The sequence below is a fragment of the Novosphingobium sp. BL-S-21 genome (genome assembly GCF_055521655.1).
The window spans coordinates 581,352-605,323 of the sequence record NZ_CM145496.1; the positions used below are offsets into that span (position 1 = coordinate 581,352).

A 23,972-nucleotide genomic window follows, 5' to 3' on the forward strand; every position below is an offset into this window, starting at 1 on the left:
CGTCAGCCGCCTCTCAGCACTTCTTCCCGCACGTTCCGCACCAGAGTGGGATCGGCCGTGAGGCGATCCTTTTCCTCTTCGAGCACGGCCAGGAAAGCCTCCCGCTTGAAGGTCCAGAGTTCGCCTTCCAGCAGGGCATGTTCGCCCTCGGCGGTTGAGGAAATCAGGTCGATCATCCGCTCGGCGCCGTGCAATCGGCCCCAGAGGTAGTCGTTCTCGCGATAGGCGCGGCTGAAGAAGGCACCGAAGTTGAAGAACTCGGTGCCGCGAAGCACCGGACCTTGCCGGATCATGTGGCAATCCTCAGGCGAAATGCGGTCGACGCGAATCGGATCGAACTCCGTCAGGCCCTCGCCGCGCAGCAGCGGCAGGGTCACCGTGTCGTAGAAAGGGAAGCCGAGGTAGGCGAGCAGCACCCGGCGCCGCAGCGCCTGCGGCATTTCGGCCAGGGCTTCCGCCAGGAGGGCATCGACCCGGGCATCGATCGCCACCAGGTCGCGAACCTTTTCGATGTGATCGATCACCGCGCCAGGATCGGTGAACACCGCTGCGGCGAGCGCGGCGAAAGTCTCCCCCATCGCAGCGACCGGCTCGCGGTCGAGATAAAGCGCAAGCGCGGCGTAGATCGCCTCCCGTGCCTTGTCCCGCTCTACTTCCGTGACGCTTTCTTCCTGCTGCCACTCCTGCGTGACGCGCCGTGCCAGCAGGCGAAGCCGCCGAATTCGGAACGCCAGGTCATGCGTGCGGAAAAAGCCGATCATCCCCGGCGAACCGTCGCCTTTCAGGCCCTTGATCCGGTCCAGCCCGACGCTGGCGAAATGATCGTGAAGCCGCAGCGCGATCGGCTCGCTGGAGGAGAGGCCCAGCTCCGGCGCGCCTTCGTAGATGAGCCGGGCCAGCTTGGCGACGATCCCGGAAAACTTGACCTGGACGTATCCGTGATAGGCGAAACCCGCCTGTTCCAGCGCCGCGCGCTGTGCCTTGTCGCGCCAGGCGGAGAGGCGCTTGGGGGTTGGTCGGTCGAGGAAGAAGGTATTGCCGAACAGGCGGTCCACCGTCTCCTCGATCTCCGGCCGCAATGCCAGCACGATGGCCCGCAGCGTCGCCACTTCCTGCGAATCGCGCTCCAGCGCCTCCAGGTTGTCGCGAATCGGCTGCTCGCGCGGGATCGAGGACAGTGAGCCGAATATCGTCGAAAAGAAGCCCGGCGCCCGGCGTTCCTGGCGCATCGAGGCGCCGATACGATCCGGCGTGGGGTCGATGTAGACGAAACGGCGATCGACTTCGCGCGTCGCCGGCCGGTCGCGCAGCACGCCCATGGCATCGGCGAAGGGCGCGTTGTTGAGCACCGAGCCGTCGATGAGCGCAACATTGTCGAGGTCTCCGCGCTGGCTGTGCTCGGGCATGACACGGCGGAAGAACGCCTCGCGCTCCGGCCAGGCGAGCCCTAGTTCCGCAATCACGCCGCCGATTTCCTCGATCTGGAGCGGCGGGAAGGCACCCGGGAAACTCGCCGTGGCGCGGGCGGCCAGCAGGAGTTCCGGCATGGCGGCAAGGGAAGGGGTGCCGGACCGCGACTCGAAGCCGATGCTGAGGCGATGCTCGCTTTCCAGTACGAGTTCCGGCGAATGCAGGCGCAAGGTTTCAAGGTGTCCCTTGAAGTCCGTTGCCGTCACGAAGAGATTTATCGGATGGCCATGGGGAAGGAGCGGCGGCCCGGCCTCGGTCTCGGCCATCGCCGTGAAGGCTCCGGCCAGCAGGCGCGAGAGACCGACCCCGCTGAAAGGCGGTTCGAACCAGCGCGAGCGGATCAGCCGCGAGAGTTTCTGCCGCACTTCCTCGCGAGTTTCCGGCGCCACGCTGGTCGTCACGGCATTGCCGGGCCGATGCAGCAGGTAGGAGACGAGCGGCCGGGCCCAGAACTTGGTGACCTGGCTGCGCGCTCTTGCTTCCGGATCGAGCAGGACGTCGACGTCGGCGTTTTCCAGCCAAAGCTCGGTCAGCGGCTCCAGCGAGTGTCCCGAATGGATCGCCTGCGAGAGGAATACGCTGTTTATCCCGCCCGCGCTGGCACCGGCGACAATGTCGGTCAGTATGCGCAGCCGCAGGTTGCTGCCGGCCTCCAGTCGCTTGAGCAGCTTGTGATAGACTCGCGCCGTCCCCGGCGGCGGTTCCGCATCGCCCTCCGCCCAGAACGCCTGGCTGGCCTGAAGCGCCTTCCAGAGTTCCTTGGTGACCCCGTGCATGTAAACGGCAAGGCTGATGCCGCCGTAGCAGACCAGCGCGATCCGCAATTCCTTTTGCCGCATTGCTCCATGTTGGCGCTATCGTTCGGGAAAGGCAATTGCGTTCTCATTCCGTTCCCGATAATCGGGCGACATGGCAAAGCCCAAGCGTCGATATGTCTGTCAGGCCTGCGGAGGAGTCTCCTCCCGCTGGCAAGGTCAATGTCCCGATTGCGGGGAGTGGAACACGCTGGCGGAAGATGCGCCGCAGACGGTGTTTTCCTCCAAGCACGATCTCTCGTCCGGGGGGCGGCCGATCCTGTTCACGCCTCTCGATGCGCCAGGCGAATTGCCGAAGCGGCGCGCGAGCGGATTTGCGGAGTTCGACCGTGCGCTGGGCGGAGGACTGGTCCCCGGCTCCGCGATCCTGATGGGCGGCGATCCGGGCATCGGCAAATCGACGCTCCTGCTTCAGGCTTCGGCGCATATCGCCCTGGCCGGCGGCAGCGTGGTCTATGTCAGCGGCGAGGAAGCCGCCGGGCAAGTGCGGCTGCGCGCGGAGCGACTGGGGCTGTCGAAGGCGCCGATCCTGCTGGCCTCCGCCACATCCGTGCGGGACATCCTGACCACGCTTGGCATGATGGACGCGCCGACCCTGCTGGTCATCGATTCGATCCAGACCATGCATTCCGACACGATCGAGGGTGCGCCGGGCACGGTCAGCCAGGTCCGCGGCTGCGCCTTCGAGCTGATCCGCTATGCCAAGGAGAACGATGTCACTCTCGTGCTCGTCGGCCACGTCACCAAGGACGGCACGATCGCCGGTCCGCGCGTATTGGAACATATGGTCGACGTGGTCATGGCGTTCGAAGGCGAGCGCAGCCACCAGTACCGTATCCTGCGCAGCCTGAAGAACCGCTTCGGGCCGGTGGACGAAATCGGCGTCTTCGCCATGGAAGGGGCAGGATTGGCCGAAGTCGGCAATCCCTCGATGCTGTTCCTGTCCGGCCGCGATCAGGAAATGGCCGGAAGCGCCGTGTTCGCCGCCATGGAGGGGACCCGGCCCGTGCTCGTGGAAATCCAGGCGCTGATCGTCCGGCTCCAGAGCGGGGCAACGCCGCGCCGTGCCGTGGTTGGTTGGGATTCGGGGCGCATGGCCATGCTGCTGGCGGTTCTCGAGGCACGCTGCGGGCTCAATTTCTCCAGCGCGGAAGTCTACCTGAACGTCGCAGGCGGCTACCGCCTGGCAGATCCGGCAGCGGACCTTGCCGTGGCCGCCGCGCTGATTTCGGCGCTGGGAGACAGGCCGCTTCCGAAGAATGCGGTCTGGTTCGGGGAAGTCTCGCTCGCAGGGGAGATCCGCCCGGTTTCGCATTCATCGATCCGTCAGCGGGAATCGGCGAAACTCGGCTTTGGGCGCGCGATCGGGCCGGCAGGCGGGGCCAATGCCGAAGGTACGGCAAAGGGCATCGACTTTACCGGCCTGGCCATGTTGCCCAATCTCGTTGACCGTATCCTGACGGATGCCTAGTTCGGGGCCTTATGACCGGTTTCGATATTGCTGTTCTGGTGTTTGTGGGCGTGGGTGCCGCCACCGGATTTCTGAGAGGTTTCGTGCAGGAGATTCTCGCTTTGGGAGCGTGGATCTTCGCGGTGTTCGCCATCCGGGCGCTGCATACGCCGCTGTCGGCCTGGCTGGTTCCTTATAGCGGCGACGGAACGGCCACGCCGGTGATCGCTTTTGCGGTGCTGCTGTTGGTGCCTTTCATCGTCGTAAGGCTGATCGCGAGCTGGGCGGGCAAGCGAAGCCGCGCCTCGGTACTGGGTCCGATCGATCGTGTGCTCGGGTTTGGCTTTGGCGCGGTGAAGGGCGTTATCGTCGTGATCCTGGGATTCTCCGTCCTGGTGCTGGGCTATGACACGGTCTGGGGCATCGGCGGCCGACCGGCCTGGATGAAGGAAGCGCGGACTTATCCCTTCGTCAACGCCAGCAGCGAGGCACTGGTGAAGATGATTTCCGAGCGCCGCCGGGAGGCGCTGCGGGCCGAGGCGGCGGGAACCTGATGTCGGCAACCGTTCTCTATACCCCGGAAGTCCTGGGCCTGACCATCAGGCTGGCGCATTATCCCTGGAGCGAGGCGCTGCCGCTGCAGGGCGAGGCACGGTCCCAGAGCTGCGGCAGCACGATCGCGCTTGGCCTGTCGCTCGGCGAACAGGGAACCGTGGAGAGCATCGGCATCCGCAGCCAGGCCTGCGCCATCGGCCAGGCCGCCGCGGCTATCTTCGCCGATGCCGTCATCGGTCGCGGTCCCGAAGAAGTCTGCGTGACGGGCGAAACGATGGCGCGCTGGCTATCCGGCGAAGGCCCCATGCCCGAATGGCCCGGCCTGGCGAAGATTGCGGCCGCACGGGACTATCCCGGTCGGCACGGCGCCGTCGTGCTTCCCTGGCGCGCCGCCATTCAGGCATTCTCGAAAGACGGCTGACTGGCGGCGGGGCGCCCCGCTTTCCCGCATGATGAAGATGCAATCGTTGCAAGGCTACCGGGTACTTTGGCAGTTTTCTTCGCTTCAATTCCGTCTACATGAGGGCGCTAGCAACGCCGTCTCCTTCCGAAACGGCCGTCCGCGCAATGTGGTGAAGATGTTTTCCGAGTTTCCTGCCTCCGCCCTCCGTCTCGCTTTCGACCGTGATGCCTTGCGCTCCAACTGGCTGGCGCTGGACCGCCTGTCCGGATCCGCGCGAGCGGGTGCCGCGGTCAAGGCCAACGGCTATGGCCTTGGCGCAAAGCAGGTGGTGCCGGTGCTGCACGCGGCAGGCTGCCATGACTTCTTCGTCGCGCATTGGGGGGAGGCATTGGACCTGCTCGATTGCGTGAGCCCCTCGGCACTTTCCGTGCTGCACGGTCCCTTGACACCGCAGGATGCCGCGTTTGCGCGCGAAAGCGGTATTACGCCGGTGATCAATTCGCTCGCCCAGGCCAGGCGCTGGACCGAGGCGGGCGGCGGCCGCTGCCATCTCATGGTCGATACCGGCATGAACCGTCTCGGCATTCGCATGGAAGAACTGGGTGACGAAGCGATAGCCGCGCTCGATATCGACCTGTTGCTTTCGCACCTGGCCTCGGCCGAGGAAGAAACCGATCTCAACGCCGCGCAGTGCGCCCAGTGGCAGGAAGCGCGACAGCAAGTGCCCCACATTCGCGCCAGTCTGGCCAACAGCGCCGGCATTGCGCTGGGCAGCGACTATCATGGCGACCTGACGCGACCGGGCATCGCCCTCTATGGCGGCATTCCGCGGGCCGGTATGGAGCAGGATTTGCAGCAGGTCGTCCGTCCCGAGGCGGCGATCCTCCAGGTTCGCGACGTGCCTGCCGGAGAGACGATCGGCTACAACGCCACATATACCGCAAGTGCGCCCTTGCGGGTCGGCGCCATCGCGCTCGGCTATGCCGACGGCTATCTGCGCTGCTGGTCGGGCAAAGGCCTGTTCCGCGCCAAGGGACATGAATTGCCGGTGCTCGGCCGTGTCAGCATGGACCTCACCGTCGTCGACCTGACTCACGCGCCGGACGTAGGCGAGGGCGACTGGATCACGGCAGATTACGCGCTTCCGCAAGCCGCGGCGGCATCTGGGCTTTCGCAATATGAATTGCTGACCCTGCTGGGCCGGCGTTTTGGGCGCTGAACGGATCTGCCGCGACAAGGCCCTGGCCTTTCGTCGGCGGCAGAGCCCACCTGGGGCAAAATAAGCAAGGCACGGTCCGGTTTTGCTGCGCAGCAATTTGTGTTGCGTTGCGACAAGGGTGGGTGGTAACCTCTTGTCATACTGGCCGGGAATTAGGCAGACTGGGGATTGGCAAATGGCTGAAACGGCGTCTCAGGACGACAACACGGTAATCATAAAAAAATACGCTAACCGTCGTCTCTACAATACGCGCTCGTCGAGCTACATTACGCTCGATCATCTTGCCAAGATGACCCGCGAAGGGGTCGATTACAAAGTGCTCGATGCCAAAAGCGGCACGGACATCACGCATACGATCCTGACGCAGATCATCATGGAAGAAGAATCGAACGGTGAGCAGATGCTCCCGGTCAACTTCCTGCGCGAACTCATCAGCATGTACGGCAATTCGATGCAGTCGCTGGTTCCGCATTATCTCGAAGCGTCGATGGACAATTTCCGGGCCAATCAGTCGAAGCTGCACAAGGCGTTCGAAGACAGCCTGGGCAATAATCCGCTGGCGAAGCTGGCCGAACAGAACATGGCCATGTTCAAGGCTGCCGCCGCGGCCTTCATGCCCGGTGCCGAAAAGCCGGAGCCCAAGGCACCCGCTGCCGAAGACACCGGAGACCTTTCCGCGCTGCGCGATCAGATGGCGGAAATCCAGAAGAGGCTTGACGCGCTGGGCAAATAAGGGTCTGCGCGGGGTGCTTTCGCGGCGCGTCATCGGCGCCGCGACTTGCCCAGAATGCAACGGATGGTCCGTCGCATCGCTCAGTTCAGGAAGAAGCACCCGTGTCCGCCATTCGTCACGCCCTCTCCACCAAGCGCGAGGACGACTTCGCCCAGTGGTACCAGGAAGTCATTTCCGAAGCCGAAATGGCCGAGGAATCGGGTGTTCGCGGGTGCATGGTCATCAAGCCGTGGGGCTATGGCATCTGGGAGCGCATCCAGCGCCTCATGGATGACCGGATCAAGGCCGCTGGCGTCACCAACTGCTACTTCCCGCTGTTCATTCCGCTTTCCTATTTCGCCAAGGAAGCCGAGCACGTCGAAGGCTTCGCCAAGGAAATGGCGGTAGTCACGCACCATCGCCTTGTCGGCGACGGCAAGGGCGGCCTCGTTCCCGATCCCGAAGCGAAGCTCGAAGAACCGCTGATCGTCCGCCCGACTTCGGAAACGGTGATCGGCGCGGCCATGGCACGCTGGGTGCAGTCCTGGCGCGACCTGCCGCTCATGGTCAACCAGTGGGCCAATGTCGTGCGCTGGGAAATGCGCACTCGCATGTTCCTGCGCACCAGCGAGTTCCTCTGGCAGGAGGGCCACACCGCTCACGCCGACCGCGACGATGCCATGACCGAGACGCTGCGCGCGCTCGAAATGTACCGCGACTTTGCCGAGACCGAGCTGGCCATGCCGGTGATCGCCGGCGAAAAGCCCGAGAACGAACGCTTCCCCGGCGCCGTGGCGACTTATTCGATCGAAGCCATGATGCAGGACGGCAAGGCGCTCCAGGCGGGCACTTCGCACTACCTCGGCACGGGCTTCGCAGAAGCGGCCGGCATCCAATATCAGGACAAGGAAGGCACGCAGCAATACGCCCACACGACCAGCTGGGGCACTTCCACCCGCATGGTCGGCGGCGTCATCATGACGCATGGCGACGATGACGGCCTGCGCGTTCCGCCGATGATCGCGCCGCAGCAGATCGTGATCCTGCCGATGCTGCGCGACAACGACGAGGACGAGGCGCTGCTCGCTTATTGCGAAGACTTGCGCAAATCGCTGGTCACCCAGTTCGCCCTGGGCGAACCGCTGCGCGTCCTGCTCGACAAGCGTCCCGGCAAGGCCACGCAGAAGCGCTGGGCCTGGGTCAAGAAGGGCGTTCCGCTGATCCTCGAGATCGGCGGCCGTGATGCCGCGGGCGGACAAGTCTCGATGCTGCGCCGTGACAAGCTCTGGAACGAGGCTGCGAAGGCAAACTTCGTGGGCATGGCCAAGGATGCGTTCGTTTCGCGCGCCGCTGCCGAGGTCGAGGATATCCAGACCGCGCTCTTCACCGAAGCCAAGGCCAAGCTGGACGCGAACATCTCGCGCGCGGACAGCTTTGACGAACTTGCCGCCTTCTTCTCGGAAGAAAACCGCTACCCGGGCTGGGTGGAAGTCGAATGGTCGCGCCCGACCGGCGAAGCGCTTGAGGCCGTCGTCCAGAAGCTGAAAACGCTGAAGCTCACCATCCGCAACACCCCGCTCGATGCTGCGCCGGTGTCCGGCAATTGTGTGTTCACCGGCGGTCCGGCACTTGAGCGCATCTACGTCGCAAGGTCCTACTGATCGGAAGGGGAAGAGGACGTGTTGGGATCGATCAAGTACAACCTGACGAACCTGATGAACTTCAAGGGCCGGGATGCCCGGCAGACCTTCTGGTTCTACGTTCTCTTCCTCGTCGTGATCCAGTACGCCGTGGGCATGGTGATCGCCATGCCCATGATGGGCGGGATCATGAAGGGCGCCTTCATCGCCGCCCAGCAGGGCGTCTCCGGCGACGACATGAATGCCCGCGTCATGACCCAGATGGCGGGCTACATGCGCACGTCGATGACGGTCTCGACCATCGTGTCGCTCACGGCAGGCCTGCTGCTGATCGCCTCGTTCGCCCGCAGGTTGCACGATTCCGGCAAGCCTGCCTGGATCTCGCTCCTGACGTTCCTGCTTTCGGTCACGTCCAAGGCGATAGTCTGGTCCAGAATGGATGAAATCGTCTCCACCATGGAGAAGGTTTCCGCGGACAATCTGGAGACGGCCTTCGCCATGCAGTCGCGGATGGTCACCGCGAGTCTGCTGGGATATCTCGCCATCCTGATCGTGATAATCTTCGGCGTCTGGCCATCCAATCCCGGCCCGAACCGCTACGGCGAGGCACCGGTTCGCTTCTGACCCTCTTGCCAAGCCGGCTATCCGGCGTGACAAGCGCCTGCATGAACAAGATTCTGGTCGCCGCAGCTCTTTCCGCCACGATCCTTTCCAGTCTTCCGGCAAGCGCTTCGGACGAAACTGGGCTCACGGCATCCGTCTCCGAAGCCCGCATGCGCACGGATGTCGCCAAGCTGGTCTCCTTCGGCACCCGTCACACGCTGTCGTCGGACACCGATCCCAAGCGCGGCATCGGCGCCGCGCGCCGCTGGGCTGCGGATGAATTCCGCAAGACGTCGAAAGCCTGCGGCGGCTGCCTCGAAGTGGTCATTCCAGAAGCGATGGTCAGCGGCACGCGCATTCCGGCGCCGGTCAAGATGGTCGATGTGGTCGCCATCCAGCGCGGCACCGAGCGGCCGAACGAAGTGGTGATCGTCGAGGCCCATATCGACAGCCGCGTAACCGATGTGATGGATGCCAAGAGCGATGCTCCAGGCGCCAATGACGACGGTTCCGGCACGGCGCTCGTCCTTGAAGCCGCCCGTGTCCTTTCCAAACGCAAATTCGCCGGCACCATCGTCTACGCAGCACTTTCCGGCGAGGAGCAGGGGCTCTACGGCGGCAAGCTTCTGGCGGACTACGCTAAGAAGCAGGGCTGGACGGTCAAGGCCGTGCTCAACAACGACATCGTCGGCGGCACGCATGGCTCCGATGGGCTGGTCGACGACAAGAACGTAAGGCTGTTTTCCGAAGGCCCGCGCGCCGATGCCACGGACAAGACCCGCGCGGACGCCCGGCGCTTCGGCGGCGAAAACGACAGCCCGGGACGCAATATCTCGCGCTTCATCGCCGAACTGGCGGGCCACGTGCAGGACGACTTCGCGGTGAGGCAGGTCTGGCGCGCCGATCGCCTGGGCCGCGGCGGAGACCAGTTGCCCTTCCTTGAACAGGGCAATCCGGCCGTTCGCTTCTCGGTGGCCATCGAGGACTATGACCACCAGCACCAGGACCTGCGCACCGAGAACGGCGTGACCTACGGCGATACCATCGACGAGATGGACTTCGCCTATCTCGCCAAAGTGACGCGCCTCAACATTGCCGCGCTGGCAGCGCTTGCCGCCGCGCCGATGCCGCCGGCCCCCACGGCCGATGCGGCGGTGAAGACCTGGACCGACGTCACCTGGAAGCCGGTTGCCGGCGCCGCGGCGTACTCCGTCTGGCGGCGGCGCACCGATGCCCCCTCCTGGGAAGCGCAGCCGCTGGTGGCGCGTACCACGGAGACGAGCGTCAAGCTGGACGGCCTGCGCGGAGACGACTGGATTCTCGGCGTTCGCTCCATCGCGGCCGATGGCAGCGTCAGCCCGATCGCGGCAGCCGTACCGGGCGGAGGGTTTACTCCGCTTGCCCAATTGCCTTGATCCCTTCCTTGGTTGAATTTTACCGGTGGGATAGAGGGATGGGGGACATCTTTTTGCAGATATCCGGAAGACTGCCGCTCTGCGGGCAAGGGCCATCGCCGCGAGGCTTGCTGGCACGGGGCGAAGTAAATCTTTGTTGTCGGGCAGCGGGTTGGCGTGACAGTCGCCAATCGGGAAAAGCACAAGCCCACCAGTTTGGAGAACGGGCGATTTCGGGTAACGGTGGGCACATATGGCACTGACGCAGCATTTCGATTTTCTGCACGTCATTGCGGGCATGCTCGTCGGCGTGCTCGTGGGGCTGACGGGCGTGGGCGGCGGTTCGCTGATGACGCCGCTGCTCGTGCTGCTGTTCGGCGTAAATCCGCAGACGGCAGTCGGTACCGACCTTCTTTTTGCCGCCATGACCAAGATCGCGGGTTCTGCCGTCCACGGCAAGCGCGAGACGGTGGACTGGCGCATCGTGCGCCGCATGGCCTGCGGCAGCGTTCCCGCAGCAATCCTGACGCTCGCGACGCTTTCCTGGTTCGGCAAGGTCGGCAATTCGACCGAGCGCCTCATCATGGTTTCGCTGGCCGTGCTGCTGGGCGTCACGGCGCTTGCGGTCATATACCGCAAGTGGCTGCTGAGGCTGGCCCATGACATCGATCCGATCCAGCCCCGTTCGCGGGTGCTGACGGGAACCGTGCTGCTGGGCGCCGCCATCGGCATTGCAGTCTCGATTTCCTCGGTCGGCGCTGGCGCCATCGGCATGACCGTGCTGCTGGTACTCTATCCCAAGCTCCCCGTGGCCCGCATCGTCGGTTCCGACATTGCCCATGCGGTGCCGCTGGCCCTCATCGCCGGCTTCGGTCACTGGATGATCGGCGACGTGGACTTCCCGCTTCTGGGGGTGTTGCTGATCGGCTCGATCCCGGGTGTCGTGATCGGCAGCTACTTGTCTTCCCACGCCTCGGACCGAATTCTCCAGCCCTTGCTGGCCTGCGTTCTGGCCGTTTCTTCCTGGCAGTTGTTCCTCAAGGCCAATGCCGGCGAGAAGCCTCATGCCGTGCCCGTCACCGCGCCGGCCGTGACGATCGCGGGTGAGGCGGCGGCCAAGCAGCCCTGAACCATTCTCGCGTACCGGGCGGCGGCATCGCCCCATCGGCATGCCGCCGCCATTGCAATGAAGGCCATTCCGGCGCATGGCGGAAACCATGCCTCCCAAGAACCGGCCCGAGCCTGGCCTCCCGACGCGCGAGCAAATCCTCGACTTCATCCAGAACTCGGCCGAACCCGTCGGCAAGCGAGAGATCGCACGCACGTTCGGGCTGAAGGGTAACGAAAAGATCCAGCTCAAGGCGCTGCTGAAGGACATGGCCGAGGAAGGCCTGATCGACGGCAAGCGGACCGCGTTTCACCGCATGGGCGGGTTGCCCAAGGTCACCGTACTGCGCGTCGTGGACGTGAGCGAGGGCGAGCCCATCGCCGTGCCGGACACCTGGGCGCCCGACGATGCCACGCCCCCGCCGCGCATCCGCCTGATCGAGAAGGGCCGTTCGGCGCTCAAGAAGGGCGACCGGGTGCTGGCGCGCACGGAGGAAACGCAGACCGGATGGCGTGCTTATCCGATGAAGAAGCTGATGCTGCGTTCCGAGCAGCTTCTCGGCGTTGTCGAGATCGATGGTGCGGGCAAGCCCTGGCTGGCTCCGGTCGACAAGCGCATCCGTAACTCCTCGCCGATTTCCGACCTGGGCGGTGCGGAAAAGGGCGAGCTGGTGCTGGCCGAGCCGATCGGCCGTTCCGCGCGTCCCTCGGTCAAGATCACCGAAGTGCTTGGCGAGCCATTGGCGCCCAAGGCCTTCAGCCTGATCGCCATTCACAAGCACGGCATTCCGAACCATTTCGAGAGCGAGACGATTGCCGAGGCCGAAGCTTCGGCCAAGATGCCGCTCAGCCATGAACAGCGCGAAGACTTGCGGCACCTGCCCATCGTCGCCATCGACCCATCCGACGCGCGCGATCATGACGATGCGATCTGGGCCAAGCCTAACGCGGAGGGCGGTTTCGACGCGCTCGTCGCCATTGCGGACGTGTCCTTCTACGTCCGTCCGGGCGGCGAGATCGACCGCGAGGCACGGCGCCGCGGCAACTCGGTCTATTTCCCCGACCGCGTCGTGCCGATGCTGCCCGAAGTGCTCAGTGCCGACGTCTGCTCGCTGCGCTCGGGCGAGGACCGCGCGGCCATGGCCTGCCATCTCAAGGTGGACGGGCAGGGCAAAGTCACCGAATGGCGCTTTACCCGCGCGCTGGTGCGGATCGACGAAGTCATCGCCTATGAGGAAGCCCAGGCCCGCATCGACGAGGGCAGGGCGGAGCACCATCTCCAGGACCTCTGGGCCTGCTGGAAGCTGTTGGCCGAAGCCCGCCAGGCGCGCGACCCGCTGGAACTCGAACTGCCTGAACGCCGGGTGAAGCTGGACGAGCAGGGCCGCATCACCGAAATCGCCATCCGCGAGCGGCTCGATGCCCACCGCGTTGTCGAAGACTTCATGATCGCCGCCAACGTGGCCGCGGCCAAGGCGCTGGAGGCCAAGGTGGCCCCGGTCGTGTACCGCGTCCACGAGACCCCGAGCCGCGAAAAGCTGACCGCGCTCAAGGACTATCTGGCAACCTTCGGCCGCAATCTCTCGCTGGGGCAGGTAATCACGCCGGGCCTGTTCAACCGCATGCTCAAGGACATCGTGGACGAGAGCGAAAAGGCGCTCATCATGGAAGCCGTGCTGCGCAGCCAGACCCAGGCCTATTACGGTCCGCGCAACGAAGGGCACTTCGGCCTCGCGCTCGCTTCCTACGCGCATTTCACCTCGCCGATCCGCCGCTATGCCGACCTTCTCGTGCACCGCGCGCTGGTCGATGCCTATGGGCTGGAGCAGCCCCGACCGCAGGGCGACATCCCGGCCACCTCGGGCCTTTCCGAACGCGACCGTGACGATCTGGGCCGGGTCAGCGATGCCATCAGCCAGGCCGAACGCCGGGCGATGGAAGCCGAGCGCGAAACCATCGACCGCTATGTCGCGGCCTGGCTCTCGGGCCGCGTGGGCCAAGTGTTCGACACGCGCATCACCGGCGTGCGGAAGTTTGGCTTCTTCGCCACGATCATCGGCCTGGGCGGCGACGGCCTCGTGCCGGTTTCGACCCTGGGCGACGAGCGCTTCGGCTATGACGAAAAGGCGCAAGTCCTGGAAGGCGAGAGCAGCGGCACCGCCTATGCCATGGGCCAGATCCTGCGGCTGCGACTGGCGGAAGCCAATCCGCTGACCGGTGCGCTCAAGTTCGAACTGGAAGAAGGCGGCGGCCGCATCGAACCGCGCGGCCGGCCGCAGCCCCTGAAGAAGAAGGGCAAGCACTTCGTCTCGCCCCGCGGCCGACCAGGGAATATCCGGCATCAGGGGCGCAAGAAGAAGTAGCGATTCAAGGCTTGATCGTCCCGGACCCGATCCGGGACGGCGGCCTTCTCAGGCGAACGATAGGCTTCGCGGTATCAGCTCAGGCGCTCGATCGCTTCGGCGTCGAGGGTACCGGGGATCACGAAGACCGGGCAGGGCATCTGCCCCAGTCCGGCGCCGGTGAAGTGCGTGACGAGCGGCCCCGGTCCGCCCTCCTTGGCAGCGCCGAGCACGAGGGCCGAAACCTCTCCGTGCTCTTTCAGGTATTCGCGCACGATCTTGATGTCTTCTCCCATGCGAACGGAGATGACCGGCATCTTAGCGCCTTGTGATAAAAGGTTTCCGGCAGCGGCCGTCACCAGCGTCTCGGCGCGGGCGCGGGCCTCTTCCTCAATGGTTGCCTGGACCCCTCCGAAAGCATTGAAGGGCTGGGGGGGGACCACGGCGAGAAGATGCAGCGCACCGTCGGTCTTCGCGGCGCGGCGCGCGGCGAATTGCAAGGCCACCAGCGCCTCTTCCGTTTCGTCCACGATGACCAGGTAGATGCGCATGGGTTTCCTCTCGATGCGGGCTTATCGGGCTATTCAGGTCATGGTGCAAGCCATCACGAATGCGAAAAAAGGATCGTGAAGGCGCTTGTGCGCGCGCGCCAACTTGTCCAAGGAAAGGCGGACCCCGCATACCTCCCCAAGGAAAACAAGGGACACACAAGCTTCCATGCCAATCGACATCAAGATGCCCGCCCTGTCCCCCACTATGGAAGAGGGAAAACTGGCAAAATGGCTGGTTAAGGAAGGCGACACCGTCAGCTCCGGCGATATCATGGCCGAGATCGAGACCGACAAGGCCACGATGGAGTTCGAAGCCGTCGACGAAGGCACGATCGGCAAGATCCTGATTGCCGAAGGTACCGACGGCGTGAAGGTCGGAACCGTGATCGCCATTCTCGCCGGTGACGGCGAAGACGCCAGCGCCGTTTCGGCTGCACCAGCTGCTGCTTCCGCTCCTGCCAAGGCGCCCACGGAAGCCAAGGCCGAAGCGCCGAAGGCTGCCGCACCGGCGCCTGCCGCCTCCGCTCCTGCGCCTGCCGCTTCGAAGGAAGGCCGTATCGCCGCCTCGCCGCTCGCCAAGCGGATCGCCGCAGACAAGGGCGTCGACCTCGCTGCCGTGAAGGGCTCCGGCCCCAACGGTCGTATCGTGCGCGCCGACGTGGAAGGCGCCAAGTCCGCGCCGGCCAAGCCTGCCGCCGCAGCACCTGCTCCTGCCGCCGGTTCGGCCGAAGCCAAGGCCCCGGCTGTCGAGATGGCGGCGGAAACCCGCGCCTTGCTCGACGACCGCATCCCGCACTCGGTCGAGAAGCTTTCGGGCATGCGCAAGGTCATCGCGCGCCGCCTGACGCAGTCGATGCAGGAAGCGCCGCACATCTACCTCACCGTGGACGTGCGCCTCGACAAGCTCATGGCCCTGCGCGCCGAGATCAACTCCATGCTCGAAAAGCAGGGCGTGAAGGTCTCGGTCAACGACATGCTGATCAAGGCGCTCGGCCGCGCTCTGATCGACGTGCCGGAATGCAACGTGACCTTCGCCGGAAACGAGCTGATCAAGTATGCGCGCGCCGACGTTTCGGTCGCCGTCTCGATCCCGGGCGGCCTGATCACCCCGATCGTCCAGAACGCCAACGGCAAGTCGTTCTCCGAAATCGCCAAGGCGACCAAGGATCTCGGCAAGCGCGCCAAGGAAGGCAAGCTGCAGCCGGGCGAGTATCAGGGCGGCACCGCCTCGATCTCGAACATGGGCATGATGGGCATCAAGCAGTTCACCGCCGTGATCAACCCGCCGCAGGCGACGATCATCGCCGTGGGCGCGGGCGAGAAGCGTCCGTGGGTCATGCCCGACGATTCGCTGGGCGTCGCCACCGTCATGAGCGCGACCGGCAGCTTCGACCACCGCGCGGTGGACGGTGCCGACGGCGCCCGCCTGATGGCCGCATTCCGCGAATACATCGAAACGCCGCTGGGCATGGTCGCCTAAGTGACCGAGACACGACGTGACCCGGTGATCCGGGTCACTGCCATGCCGGCCGACGCCAATGCCTACGGAGACATCTTCGGCGGCTGGCTGATGAGCCAGATGGACATGGGTGCCGGCCTCGTCGCCGCCCGTCGCTCGCGCGGACGCGCGGTGACGGTGGCGATGGACGGGATGCAGTTCCACCTGCCCGTAAAGGTAGGTGACGAAGTCTCGGTCTACGGCGAGATCCAGCGCGTGGGCCGGACTTCGTTGACCATCGCCATCGAAGCCTGGCGCCGGCATCGGCACGAAGAGGAAGAAGTGAAAGTGACGCAGGCCGTGTTCACTTTCGTCGCGGTGAACGAATTCGGTCAACCGCGCGCCATCGATCAGGAGAAGTAAGACAGTGGCTGATACCTACGACGTCATCGTCCTCGGTTCGGGCCCCGGCGGCTATGTCGCGGCCATCCGCGCCGCCCAGCTGGGCCTGAAGACCGCCATCGTCGAGCGCGAGCTGCTCGGCGGCATCTGCCTCAACTGGGGCTGCATCCCGACCAAGGCGCTGCTGCGCTCGGCCGAGGTGTTCCACCAGATGCAGCATGCCAAGAACTACGGCCTGGCCGCGGACAACATCACCGCCGACCTCGCCGCCATCGTCAAGCGTTCGCGCGGCGTTGCAGCCCAGCTCAACGCCGGTGTCACGCACCTGATGAAGAAGAACAAGATCACCGTCCACATGGGCACCGGCAAGCTGGTGGCCAAGGGCAAGCTGGCGGTAACCGACAAGGATGGCAAGACTGCCGAAGTCTCCGCCAAGCACATCATCGTCGCCACCGGCGCGCGTGCCCGCGAACTGCCCTTCGCCAAGGCCGACGGCAAGCGCATCTGGACCTATCGCCACGCGATGACCCCGTCCGAGATGCCGACCAAGCTGCTGGTCATGGGTTCGGGCGCCATCGGCATCGAATTCGCGAGCTTCTACAACGACATGGGCGTTGACGTCACCGTCGTGGAGATGCTCGACCGGATCGTGCCTGTAGAGGACAAGGACGTCTCCGCGTTCCTCGAAAAGGCCCTCACCAAGCAGGGCATGAAGATCCTGACCGGCGCCGGCGTCGAGGCGATCACCGCCACCGACAAGGGCGTGAAGGCCAAGATCAAGGGCAAGGACGGCAAAGTCGCCGAGCACGACTTCAGCCATGTCATCTCGGCCGTGGGCATCGTGCCCAACACCGAGGAAATCGGTCTGGAAGCGCTCGGCATCAAGGCCGACCGCGGCTTCATCCAGATCGACGACTACGGCCGCACCAATGCCGCCGGCATCTGGGCCATCGGCGACTGCACGCCCGGACCCTGGCTCGCCCACAAGGCCAGCCATGAAGGCGTGACCGCTGCCGAATCGATCGCCAAGGAACTCGGCAACAAGGACGTGCACCCGCACGGCCTCGACCGGAACAACATCCCGGGCTGCACCTACTGCCACCCGCAGATCGCGTCGGTAGGCATGACCGAGGAGAAGGCCAAGGAAGCGGGCTACACCGTGAAGGCCGGCACGTTCCCGTTCATCGGCAACGGCAAGGCGATCGCGCTGGGCGAGCCGGAAGGCTTCGTGAAGACCGTGTTCGACGCCAAGACCGGCGAACTGCTCGGCGCCCACATGATCGGCGCGGAAGTGACCGAGATGATCCAGGGCTACGTCGTCGGCAAGACGCTGGAGACCACCGAGGCGGAACTCATGCAGACCGTGTTCCCGCATCCGACGATCTCGGAAGCGATGCACGAGTCGGTACTGGCCGCTTACGGACGCGCCATCCACATCTGAGCCTTCGGCTCATGTGAAAAGAGAAGGGCGGGTCCTTGCGGGCCCGCCCTTTTTTGTGCGTGCTTCCAGTTCAAACGCAGGGAGATTCACACTTTCAAACCATTTTCGTCATTGCAAGCGTAGCGAAGCAATCCAGAGTCGCGCAGAGCCGCTCTGGATTGCTTCGCTACGCTCGCAATGACGAAGGGGGACGGGGCGCCACTTCTCTACGCCTCCACTTCTCTACGCCTCCACGTCTTTGCGTGCTCTAAAGAAAAGCGCGGTCGCCGCCTTCGCGGGCATCACGAGATTTCAATGCGAGCGGGAACTTGGCGATAAGCCGCAGCGAAAAGCTGCGCCTCCCTCAATCGTAAGACTTCGACAGCAGCACCAGCGTCGGATCGCCGAAAAACGGTTCCGGAAGAAAGCCCTTGTCGCGTTCCACTTCGATCGCGGCGCTGTTCTCGCGGCTTTCGATGGCGATCACCCGCTTGCACCCGCGCTTCTCCGCCTGGTTGCCCAGGAAATCGAGCATCGCCCAGCCCACGCCCTTGCCCTTGTGGTCGCCGCGCACCGAGATCGCCACTTCGCCGGTGTCGCCCTGGTCGTCATAAGCCAGCACGCCCGAAGCCACGATCTGCCCCTGGTCGGAGAAGCCCAGCCACGATTCGGTCTGGTAGTGATCCGCCTTGACGATCGGCGCGATCTGCTGCGGGCTCACCCGGTCCGCGGCCGCGAAGAACCGGAAGCGGCGATCGTCTTCGGTCACCTGCTCGAAGAACTGTGCCAGTGCCTCGGCATCGCTTTCCCGCGCCGGGCGAACGTCGAGGGCGATCCCGGATCGGGTGGGCAGGGTGATGGCGTCATTGAGGGACATGGATCGAGAACTCCGGCTGCATCGGGGGTGGTTCGTGTCGGATTTCTAAGTCTTTCTAGCACGCACGGCCTTGATCGAGATCATCGCGCCGCCCGGTAGACGCGCCAAGGCTAACACAGCGTGCCCCTTATGTCCCGCTGCCGAGACAAGTGGCCGGAAGACAGTGGCGCTCCGGCGAACATCGGTTAATGTGGCGGGGAAACGGCGGCTTCCAGGCCCGCCGGGAACGAAGTCTGCCGGAGAGGATACCGGCAAGAGGAGAAGGACATCATGGCCGAGGCCATCTATCCCGTGCCCACCGAGTGGGCCAAGAACGCCCTGATCGACGAGGCGCGCTACCAGGACATGTACGCCCGTTCGCTGGAAGATCCCGAAGGCTTCTGGCGGGAGGAAGCGCAGCGGATCGACTGGATCAAGCCGTTCAGCGTGGTCAAGCAGACCAGCTTCCACGAAGCGGACTTCGGCATCTCGTGGTTCACCGACGGTACGCTCAATCTCTCCGCGAACTGCCTAGACCGTCACCTTGCCGAGCGCGGCGACGCCGTGGCTATCCTCTGGGAACCGGACGATCCGAAGAACCCGGAACGCCGCATCACCTACCGTGAACTTCACGAGTCCGTCTGCCGCTTCGCCAACCTGCTGAAGGCCCGCGGAGTCGAGCGCGGAGACCGCGTGACCATCTACCTGCCGATGGTGCCCGAGGCCGCGGTCGCCATGCTGGCCTGTGCGCGGATCGGCGCGATCCATTCCATCGTCTTCGCCGGCTTCTCGCCCGACGCGCTGGGCGGCCGTATCCAGGACTGCGACAGCCGCATCGTCCTCACATCCGACGAGGGGCTGCGCGGCGGCAAGAAGATCGCACTCAAGGCCAATGTCGACGAGGCGCTCAAGGCCTGCCCGGGCGTGGAGACGGTCATCGTCCTCAGCCACACCGGCGCCGACGTGCCGATGGTCGAGGGACGCGACATCGACTGGGCCTCGGCCGTGGCGGAGCAGTCGGCCGATTGCCCGCCTGAAGAGATGAATGCCGAGGATCCGCTGTTCATCCTCTACACGTCCGGTTCCACCGGCAAGCCCAAGGGCGTGCTGCACACGACCGGTGGCTATTCGGTCTGGGCTTCGATGACGCACGAATACGTCTTCGACTATCGACCCGGCCAGATCTACTGGTGCGCGGCGGACATCGGCTGGGTCACCGGCCACTCCTACGTCGTCTATGGGCCGCTGATGAACGGCGCGACCACGGTGATGTTCGAGGGCGTGCCCAACTTCCCCGATCCGAGCCGCTTCTGGCAGGTGGTCGACAAGTTCCAGGTCGAGATATTCTACGGCGCGCCCACCGCACTGCGGGCTCTGATGCGCGAGGGTGACGACTGGGTGAAGCAAACCTCGCGCCAGAGCCTGAGACTGCTCGGCTCCGTCGGCGAACCGATCAATCCCGAGGCCTGGTCCTGGTATCACGACGTCGTGGGTGAGGGGCGCTGCCCCATCGTCGACACCTGGTGGCAGACGGAAACCGGCGGCGCCATGATCACCCCGCTGCCGGGCGCAACCGCGCTCAAGCCGGGTTCGGCCAGCAAGCCGCTGTTCGGGGTCAAGCCGGTCCTGCTCGACAACGAGGGCGGCGTTCTGGAAGGGGCGGCTGATGGCTGCCTCGTCATCGCCGATAGCTGGCCCGGCCAGATGCGCACCGTCTGGGGCGATCATGAACGCTTCTTCCAGACTTATTTCTCTACGTTCCCCGGCACTTATTTCACCGGCGACGGCTGCCGCCGGGACGAGGACGGCTACTACTGGATCACCGGCCGGATCGATGACGTCATCAACGTATCGGGGCACCGCATGGGCACGGCGGAAGTCGAATCCGCGCTCGTCGCCCATCCGGCCGTGGCCGAAGCCGCGGTCGTCGGCATGCCCCATGAGATCAAGGGGCAGGGCATCTACGCGTTCGTCACGTGCAATGCCGAAATCGAGCCCGACGAGGATCTCCGCCGCGAACTGATCAAATGGGTTCGCCACGAGATCGGTCCGATCGCCACGCCCGACGTGATCCAGTTCGCGCCCGGATTGCCCAAGACCCGTTCCGGCAAGATCATGCGCCGTATCCTGCGCAAGATCGGCGAGAACGATTTCTCGAACCTGGGCGATACCTCGACCCTGGCGGATCCCTCCGTCGTCGACAATCTGATCGCCAACCGCCCGCAACCCGCGACGGCCTGACGGGCAAGTGCTGCTCCTAGGCGCTGTCAGGACCCAACATGCGGCCCTGACAGCGCCGCAACTGGACAATCGGCAGGCACGCGGGGAAATCCTGGCCGCGTCGAAGCGGCGCGCAGCATTTGTGTCATGGAAGGTACGTAAGGTTTCCTCACGTAACTGAGGCGAATCCATGAACGCGACCCTAGCGGCAACCCCGGCCAGTACCCGACCCGATCTCGAGAAAGGACTGGGCGCCGCAGGAAAGATCGGCTTCGGTGCCGCCATCGTCGCCGCCATCGGCTATGTCGCCTACAGCGTCTACACGGATGCGGCGGCCGTCGGCGTGGAGCCGACCACTTATCTGCCGTTCGTGCTGCTGTTCATCGCCCTGCTGATCGCCCTCGGCTTCGAGTTCGTGAACGGCTTCCACGATACCGCCAATGCCGTGGCCACGGTGATCTACACCAATGCCATGCCTGCCAATGTCGCGGTGGTATGGTCGGGCTTCTTCAACTTCCTGGGCGTGCTCGTTTCCACGGGCGCCGTCGCCTTCGGCATCGTATCGCTGCTGCCGGTCGAACTGATCCTGCAAGTGGGCTCCAGCGCGGGTTTCGCCATGGTCTTCGCGCTGCTGCTGGCGGCGATCCTGTGGAACCTCGCGACTTGGTGGCTCGGCATTCCTTCGTCCAGTTCGCACACGCTGATCGGCTCGATCATCGGTGTCGGTGTGGCCAATGCCATGATGCACGGCAAGAGCGGAACGGCCGGCGTGGACTGGAGCAAGGCGGCCGAAATCGGCCAGGCGCTGCTGTTCTCGCCGCTGATCGGCTTCGGCGTGGCAGCGCTGCTGTTCCTCGCCATGCGCGTGCTCATCCGCAAGCGCGAACTCTATGAAGAACCCAAGGACGGCCTGCCGCCGCCGCTCTGGATCCGGGCATTGCTGATCTTCACCTGCACGGGCGTCAGCTTCGCGCATGGCTCGAACGACGGCCAGAAGGGCATGGGCCTGATCATGCTGATCCTGATCGGCACGGTTCCCACTGCCTATGCCCTGAACCGCGCGGTGCCGGAACGCTACATGGCGGAGTTCCACTCCCAGTCGATCGCCGCCGAAACCGCCCTGGTCGGCAGCAGCAACGGCAGCGTCGAGGCGCAGGGCGTCAATCCGGCCGAGGCGCGCCGTCAGGTGACGACTTACATCGCCGAAAAGACGTTCACGCCGGCCACGCTTCCCGCACTTTCGGTCCTGGTCCACGACGTGGATGCGCAAGTCGGCCAGTACGGCTCGCTGGCCAAGGTTCCGGCGGCCGCGGTCAGCAACATCCGCAATGACATGTATCTCGCTTCCGAAGCCATCAAGGGGCTGGGCAAGCAGAAGCCCGAGGCGCTTTCGGAAGGCGCGCAGAAGACGCTCGCCACCTACAAGACCTCGCTGGACGCGGGCACCCGCTTCATCCCGACCTGGGTGAAGATTGCCGTCGCCTTTGCGCTGGGCCTGGGAACGATGGTGGGCTGGCGCCGCATCGTCGTCACCGTGGGCGAGAAGATCGGCAAGACGCACCTGACTTACGCGCAGGGCGCGGCCGCCGAACTGGTCGCCATGGGCACCATTCTCGGCGCGGACCACCTCGGCCTGCCGGTCTCCACCACGCACGTCCTGTCATCGGGCGTCGCGGGCACGATGGCGGCGAACCGCTCGGGCTTGCAGATGAGCACGATCCGCAACCTGCTCATGGCCTGGGTTCTCACGCTTCCGGTCTCGATCGTGATGGCCGGCGTTCTCTACATGATCTTTGCGCAGATATTCTGATAGTCTTCCGATCCGTAAAGACGGAGAGACTGCATGGCGAAAGAGGCGCCGGGACTGATCCCGGTGGAACCGGCGCATGGTGGCATGGGGCCCGGCCTGATCTGGGGCATGGATGCCACCCCCGACGGCGCTTTTGCCATTACCGACTGCGAGGTCCCGCCAGAGGGGCGGTTTCGCTGGCTTCACCTCAATCTCGCGCATCAGCGCACGCGGCGTTGGATCGAGCAGTTCGACACCCTGGCGCCGGCCGCCCGGGAGCTGCTCCTTTCCGCTGACACGCACCAGCGCGCCCTAGTCGAGGGCGAAACCGTGGCCTGCGTACTGCATGATTTCGAGCGGGACTTCGACGTGGCAGACACGGCGCGCGTCGGCGGGCTGCGCATGGCGCTGATGCCCGGGCTGATGATTACGGCCCGGCTCCATCCAATCCGCTCGGCAGACATCGTGCGCAATCGCCTGTCGCGCTGGGTGGGGGGCTTCGGAGAATCCCAGGCGCTGGAAATGCTGGTGGGCGCCATCAGCGAGAACATCGCCGACATCTGCCGCGCGCTCAGCGCCGAAGTGCAGCATGTCGAGGATATGTTTCTCGACGCCCGCGATCCGCCCAAGGCGCGCGACCTCATCGGCATCCGCCGCCGCCTGGCACAGATCCAGCGGATCATCTCGGGCATGCGCGGCGTGTTCCAGCGTCTCGAAAAGGACGAAGACCTTCCCGAGGTGCTGCTACCGACCGTCGAGAAGATCGCCCAGCGCATCCAGTCGCTCGACGGGGATGTGCTCGGCGTCCAGTCGCAGCTGCGCCTGCTGCGCGAGGAACTCGACATCCAGGAATCGCAGCGGACCAACCAGAACCTTTATATTCTCTCGATCATCACCGCGCTGATGCTTCCGGCGACGCTTGTGACCGGGATCTTCGGCATGAACACCGGCGGCCTTCCCTTCGCGAACGGCCCTTATGGCACCATCCACGCCACGCTCATCGCCGGCGGAGCGGCCATCGCCACTTATCTGCTGCTGCGCTGGATGGGTTTCATGCGCCGCTGAGCAGGGCGCCCCCGCCTTGCTTGCCAGGCTTTCCCTTGCGCGAAATTTCATCGTGGCGCCCGTCGCAAACCCTGTTGTGCGAACCGCGGGCCGTGATAGCCTGTCTCGAAATTGCAAGAAAGGGAGAGCTGGATGCCGCTGATCGAACGAGCCGCACAAGCGCTGGCCAAGGCGCAGCATGACGGTGACGAATTCCACCGTCTCACGCCGGATGCACAGGAACAATTGAGAGAGAACGTCCGCACCGTCATTCGGGCGCTTCGCGTCCCCACCCCCGTGATGTGCGAGGCTGGCCACAAGCTGCTGGAACACGAGCGCGGGCACTCGGTAGGGAACAGCGACGCGCATGACGCGTGGCAGGTCATGATCGATGCCGCTATCGGCAGCATGAAGCCCGCTGAAAACGGCTAGGCCTCTCGCCAGGCCGCCGATGGCGGATATCGGAAGGGCCGGGTCGTATCTGGCCTGATTGTCCAGATCGACCGGCAGGCCTCACGGTTCGGCTGTCGCTGCGCCGGGAG

The 23,972-nt window shown here is 64.7% G+C and carries 20 protein-coding genes; 17 read left to right on the forward strand and 3 right to left on the reverse strand.

What is annotated here, in order from left to right:
• Positions 1 to 2 precede the first annotated feature (2 nt).
• The gene (locus ACZ1J6_RS11160; RefSeq protein ID WP_431568607.1) at positions 3 to 2,309 is read right to left on the reverse strand and encodes a patatin-like protein; all 2,307 of its coding nucleotides are present in this window, start codon (positions 2,307 to 2,309) and stop codon (positions 3 to 5) included.
• A 70-nt stretch (positions 2,310 to 2,379) separates the two neighbouring features.
• Between ACZ1J6_RS11160 and radA the strand changes: the two genes are divergently transcribed.
• The 10 genes from radA (at position 2,380) to rnr (ending at position 13,731) form a co-directional block, all read left to right on the forward strand.
• On the forward strand, positions 2,380 to 3,756 hold the full coding sequence (gene radA / locus ACZ1J6_RS11165) for a DNA repair protein RadA (protein ID WP_132262747.1): 1,377 nt from the start codon (positions 2,380 to 2,382) through the stop codon (positions 3,754 to 3,756).
• Between the two features lie 11 nt (positions 3,757 to 3,767).
• Positions 3,768 to 4,289 (forward strand): CvpA family protein, encoded by a 522-nt coding sequence (locus ACZ1J6_RS11170; protein ID WP_132262749.1) that lies wholly within the window; start codon positions 3,768 to 3,770, stop codon positions 4,287 to 4,289.
• The gene (locus ACZ1J6_RS11175; RefSeq protein ID WP_431568606.1) at positions 4,289 to 4,711 is read left to right on the forward strand and encodes an iron-sulfur cluster assembly scaffold protein; all 423 of its coding nucleotides are present in this window, start codon (positions 4,289 to 4,291) and stop codon (positions 4,709 to 4,711) included. The genes ACZ1J6_RS11170 and ACZ1J6_RS11175 overlap by 1 nt, the downstream gene beginning before the upstream one ends.
• Before the next feature lie 157 nt (positions 4,712 to 4,868).
• On the forward strand, positions 4,869 to 5,912 hold the full coding sequence (alr, locus tag ACZ1J6_RS11180) for an alanine racemase (protein WP_431568628.1): 1,044 nt from the start codon (positions 4,869 to 4,871) through the stop codon (positions 5,910 to 5,912).
• 175 nt (positions 5,913 to 6,087) lie between these two features.
• The gene (gene phaR / locus ACZ1J6_RS11185; RefSeq protein WP_132264093.1) at positions 6,088 to 6,645 is read left to right on the forward strand and encodes a polyhydroxyalkanoate synthesis repressor PhaR; all 558 of its coding nucleotides are present in this window, start codon (positions 6,088 to 6,090) and stop codon (positions 6,643 to 6,645) included.
• Between the two features lie 101 nt (positions 6,646 to 6,746).
• Positions 6,747 to 8,285, forward strand: coding sequence for a proline--tRNA ligase (proS, locus tag ACZ1J6_RS11190; protein WP_431568605.1), 1,539 nt, complete (start codon positions 6,747 to 6,749; stop codon positions 8,283 to 8,285).
• 18 nt (positions 8,286 to 8,303) lie between these two features.
• Positions 8,304 to 8,888 (forward strand): DUF805 domain-containing protein, encoded by a 585-nt coding sequence (locus tag ACZ1J6_RS11195; RefSeq protein ID WP_132262755.1) that lies wholly within the window; start codon positions 8,304 to 8,306, stop codon positions 8,886 to 8,888.
• Positions 8,889 to 8,929: 41 nt separating this feature from the next.
• Positions 8,930 to 10,282 (forward strand): M20/M25/M40 family metallo-hydrolase, encoded by a 1,353-nt coding sequence (locus ACZ1J6_RS11200; protein ID WP_431568604.1) that lies wholly within the window; start codon positions 8,930 to 8,932, stop codon positions 10,280 to 10,282.
• Between the two features lie 232 nt (positions 10,283 to 10,514).
• Positions 10,515 to 11,390 carry a sulfite exporter TauE/SafE family protein gene (locus ACZ1J6_RS11205; protein ID WP_465128091.1) on the forward strand — a complete coding sequence of 292 codons (876 nt, stop codon included), beginning with the start codon at positions 10,515 to 10,517 and terminating at the stop codon, positions 11,388 to 11,390.
• An 88-nt stretch (positions 11,391 to 11,478) separates the two neighbouring features.
• The gene (gene rnr, locus ACZ1J6_RS11210; RefSeq protein WP_431568602.1) at positions 11,479 to 13,731 is read left to right on the forward strand and encodes a ribonuclease R; all 2,253 of its coding nucleotides are present in this window, start codon (positions 11,479 to 11,481) and stop codon (positions 13,729 to 13,731) included.
• 74 nt (positions 13,732 to 13,805) lie between these two features.
• Here rnr and ACZ1J6_RS11215 read toward each other — a convergent pair whose 3' ends face one another.
• Positions 13,806 to 14,261: a universal stress protein gene (locus ACZ1J6_RS11215; protein ID WP_086490535.1), complete on the reverse strand. Its 456-nt coding sequence runs from the start codon at positions 14,259 to 14,261 to the stop codon at positions 13,806 to 13,808.
• Between the two features lie 166 nt (positions 14,262 to 14,427).
• Here ACZ1J6_RS11215 and ACZ1J6_RS11220 point away from each other — a divergent pair, with 166 nt between their 5' ends.
• From ACZ1J6_RS11220 to lpdA, 3 genes are read left to right on the forward strand one after another with little or no spacing between them, the layout of a single operon-like run.
• Positions 14,428 to 15,741: a pyruvate dehydrogenase complex dihydrolipoamide acetyltransferase gene (locus ACZ1J6_RS11220; protein ID WP_431568601.1), complete on the forward strand. Its 1,314-nt coding sequence runs from the start codon at positions 14,428 to 14,430 to the stop codon at positions 15,739 to 15,741.
• Positions 15,742 to 15,783: 42 nt separating this feature from the next.
• Complete coding sequence (locus ACZ1J6_RS11225) at positions 15,784 to 16,122, forward strand: acyl-CoA thioesterase (RefSeq protein ID WP_132264097.1); 339 nt, start codon at positions 15,784 to 15,786, stop codon at positions 16,120 to 16,122.
• Between the two features lie 4 nt (positions 16,123 to 16,126).
• Positions 16,127 to 17,542 carry a dihydrolipoyl dehydrogenase gene (gene lpdA, locus ACZ1J6_RS11230; RefSeq protein ID WP_431568600.1) on the forward strand — a complete coding sequence of 472 codons (1,416 nt, stop codon included), beginning with the start codon at positions 16,127 to 16,129 and terminating at the stop codon, positions 17,540 to 17,542.
• A 343-nt stretch (positions 17,543 to 17,885) separates the two neighbouring features.
• Here lpdA and ACZ1J6_RS11235 read toward each other — a convergent pair whose 3' ends face one another.
• Entirely contained in the window at positions 17,886 to 18,398 is a 513-nt protein-coding gene (locus ACZ1J6_RS11235; RefSeq protein ID WP_132262763.1) for a GNAT family N-acetyltransferase, read from the reverse strand.
• Between the two features lie 270 nt (positions 18,399 to 18,668).
• Between ACZ1J6_RS11235 and acs the strand changes: the two genes are divergently transcribed.
• The 4 genes from acs (at position 18,669) to ACZ1J6_RS11255 (ending at position 23,862) form a co-directional block, all read left to right on the forward strand.
• On the forward strand, positions 18,669 to 20,618 hold the full coding sequence (gene acs / locus ACZ1J6_RS11240; RefSeq protein WP_431568599.1) for an acetate--CoA ligase: 1,950 nt from the start codon (positions 18,669 to 18,671) through the stop codon (positions 20,616 to 20,618).
• A 169-nt stretch (positions 20,619 to 20,787) separates the two neighbouring features.
• Positions 20,788 to 22,407 carry an inorganic phosphate transporter gene (locus ACZ1J6_RS11245; RefSeq protein WP_431568598.1) on the forward strand — a complete coding sequence of 540 codons (1,620 nt, stop codon included), beginning with the start codon at positions 20,788 to 20,790 and terminating at the stop codon, positions 22,405 to 22,407.
• 33 nt (positions 22,408 to 22,440) lie between these two features.
• Positions 22,441 to 23,451, forward strand: a complete 1,011-nt coding sequence (locus ACZ1J6_RS11250) for a transporter (RefSeq protein WP_243840832.1) — start codon at positions 22,441 to 22,443, stop codon at positions 23,449 to 23,451.
• A 132-nt stretch (positions 23,452 to 23,583) separates the two neighbouring features.
• Entirely contained in the window at positions 23,584 to 23,862 is a 279-nt protein-coding gene (locus ACZ1J6_RS11255; RefSeq protein WP_431568597.1) for a hypothetical protein, read from the forward strand.
• Positions 23,863 to 23,972 lie beyond the last annotated feature (110 nt).

Coding starts and splice junctions, on each gene's coding strand:
- rnr (WP_431568602.1), top strand. CDS start 11,479: ATGCCTCCCAAGAACCGGCCCGAGCCTGGCCTCCCGACGCGCGAGCAA.
- ACZ1J6_RS11255 (WP_431568597.1), top strand. CDS start 23,584: ATGCCGCTGATCGAACGAGCCGCACAAGCGCTGGCCAAGGCGCAGCAT.
- ACZ1J6_RS11235 (WP_132262763.1), bottom strand. CDS start 18,398: ATGTCCCTCAATGACGCCATCACCCTGCCCACCCGATCCGGGATCGCC.
- ACZ1J6_RS11205 (WP_465128091.1), top strand. CDS start 10,515: ATGGCACTGACGCAGCATTTCGATTTTCTGCACGTCATTGCGGGCATG.
- radA (WP_132262747.1), top strand. CDS start 2,380: ATGGCAAAGCCCAAGCGTCGATATGTCTGTCAGGCCTGCGGAGGAGTC.
- ACZ1J6_RS11215 (WP_086490535.1), bottom strand. CDS start 14,261: ATGCGCATCTACCTGGTCATCGTGGACGAAACGGAAGAGGCGCTGGTG.
- ACZ1J6_RS11200 (WP_431568604.1), top strand. CDS start 8,930: ATGAACAAGATTCTGGTCGCCGCAGCTCTTTCCGCCACGATCCTTTCC.
- ACZ1J6_RS11250 (WP_243840832.1), top strand. CDS start 22,441: ATGGCGAAAGAGGCGCCGGGACTGATCCCGGTGGAACCGGCGCATGGT.
- phaR (WP_132264093.1), top strand. CDS start 6,088: ATGGCTGAAACGGCGTCTCAGGACGACAACACGGTAATCATAAAAAAA.
- ACZ1J6_RS11220 (WP_431568601.1), top strand. CDS start 14,428: ATGCCAATCGACATCAAGATGCCCGCCCTGTCCCCCACTATGGAAGAG.
- ACZ1J6_RS11225 (WP_132264097.1), top strand. CDS start 15,784: ATGCCGGCCGACGCCAATGCCTACGGAGACATCTTCGGCGGCTGGCTG.
- acs (WP_431568599.1), top strand. CDS start 18,669: ATGGCCGAGGCCATCTATCCCGTGCCCACCGAGTGGGCCAAGAACGCC.
- ACZ1J6_RS11170 (WP_132262749.1), top strand. CDS start 3,768: ATGACCGGTTTCGATATTGCTGTTCTGGTGTTTGTGGGCGTGGGTGCC.
- ACZ1J6_RS11175 (WP_431568606.1), top strand. CDS start 4,289: ATGTCGGCAACCGTTCTCTATACCCCGGAAGTCCTGGGCCTGACCATC.
- alr (WP_431568628.1), top strand. CDS start 4,869: ATGTTTTCCGAGTTTCCTGCCTCCGCCCTCCGTCTCGCTTTCGACCGT.
- ACZ1J6_RS11245 (WP_431568598.1), top strand. CDS start 20,788: ATGAACGCGACCCTAGCGGCAACCCCGGCCAGTACCCGACCCGATCTC.
- ACZ1J6_RS11160 (WP_431568607.1), bottom strand. CDS start 2,309: ATGCGGCAAAAGGAATTGCGGATCGCGCTGGTCTGCTACGGCGGCATC.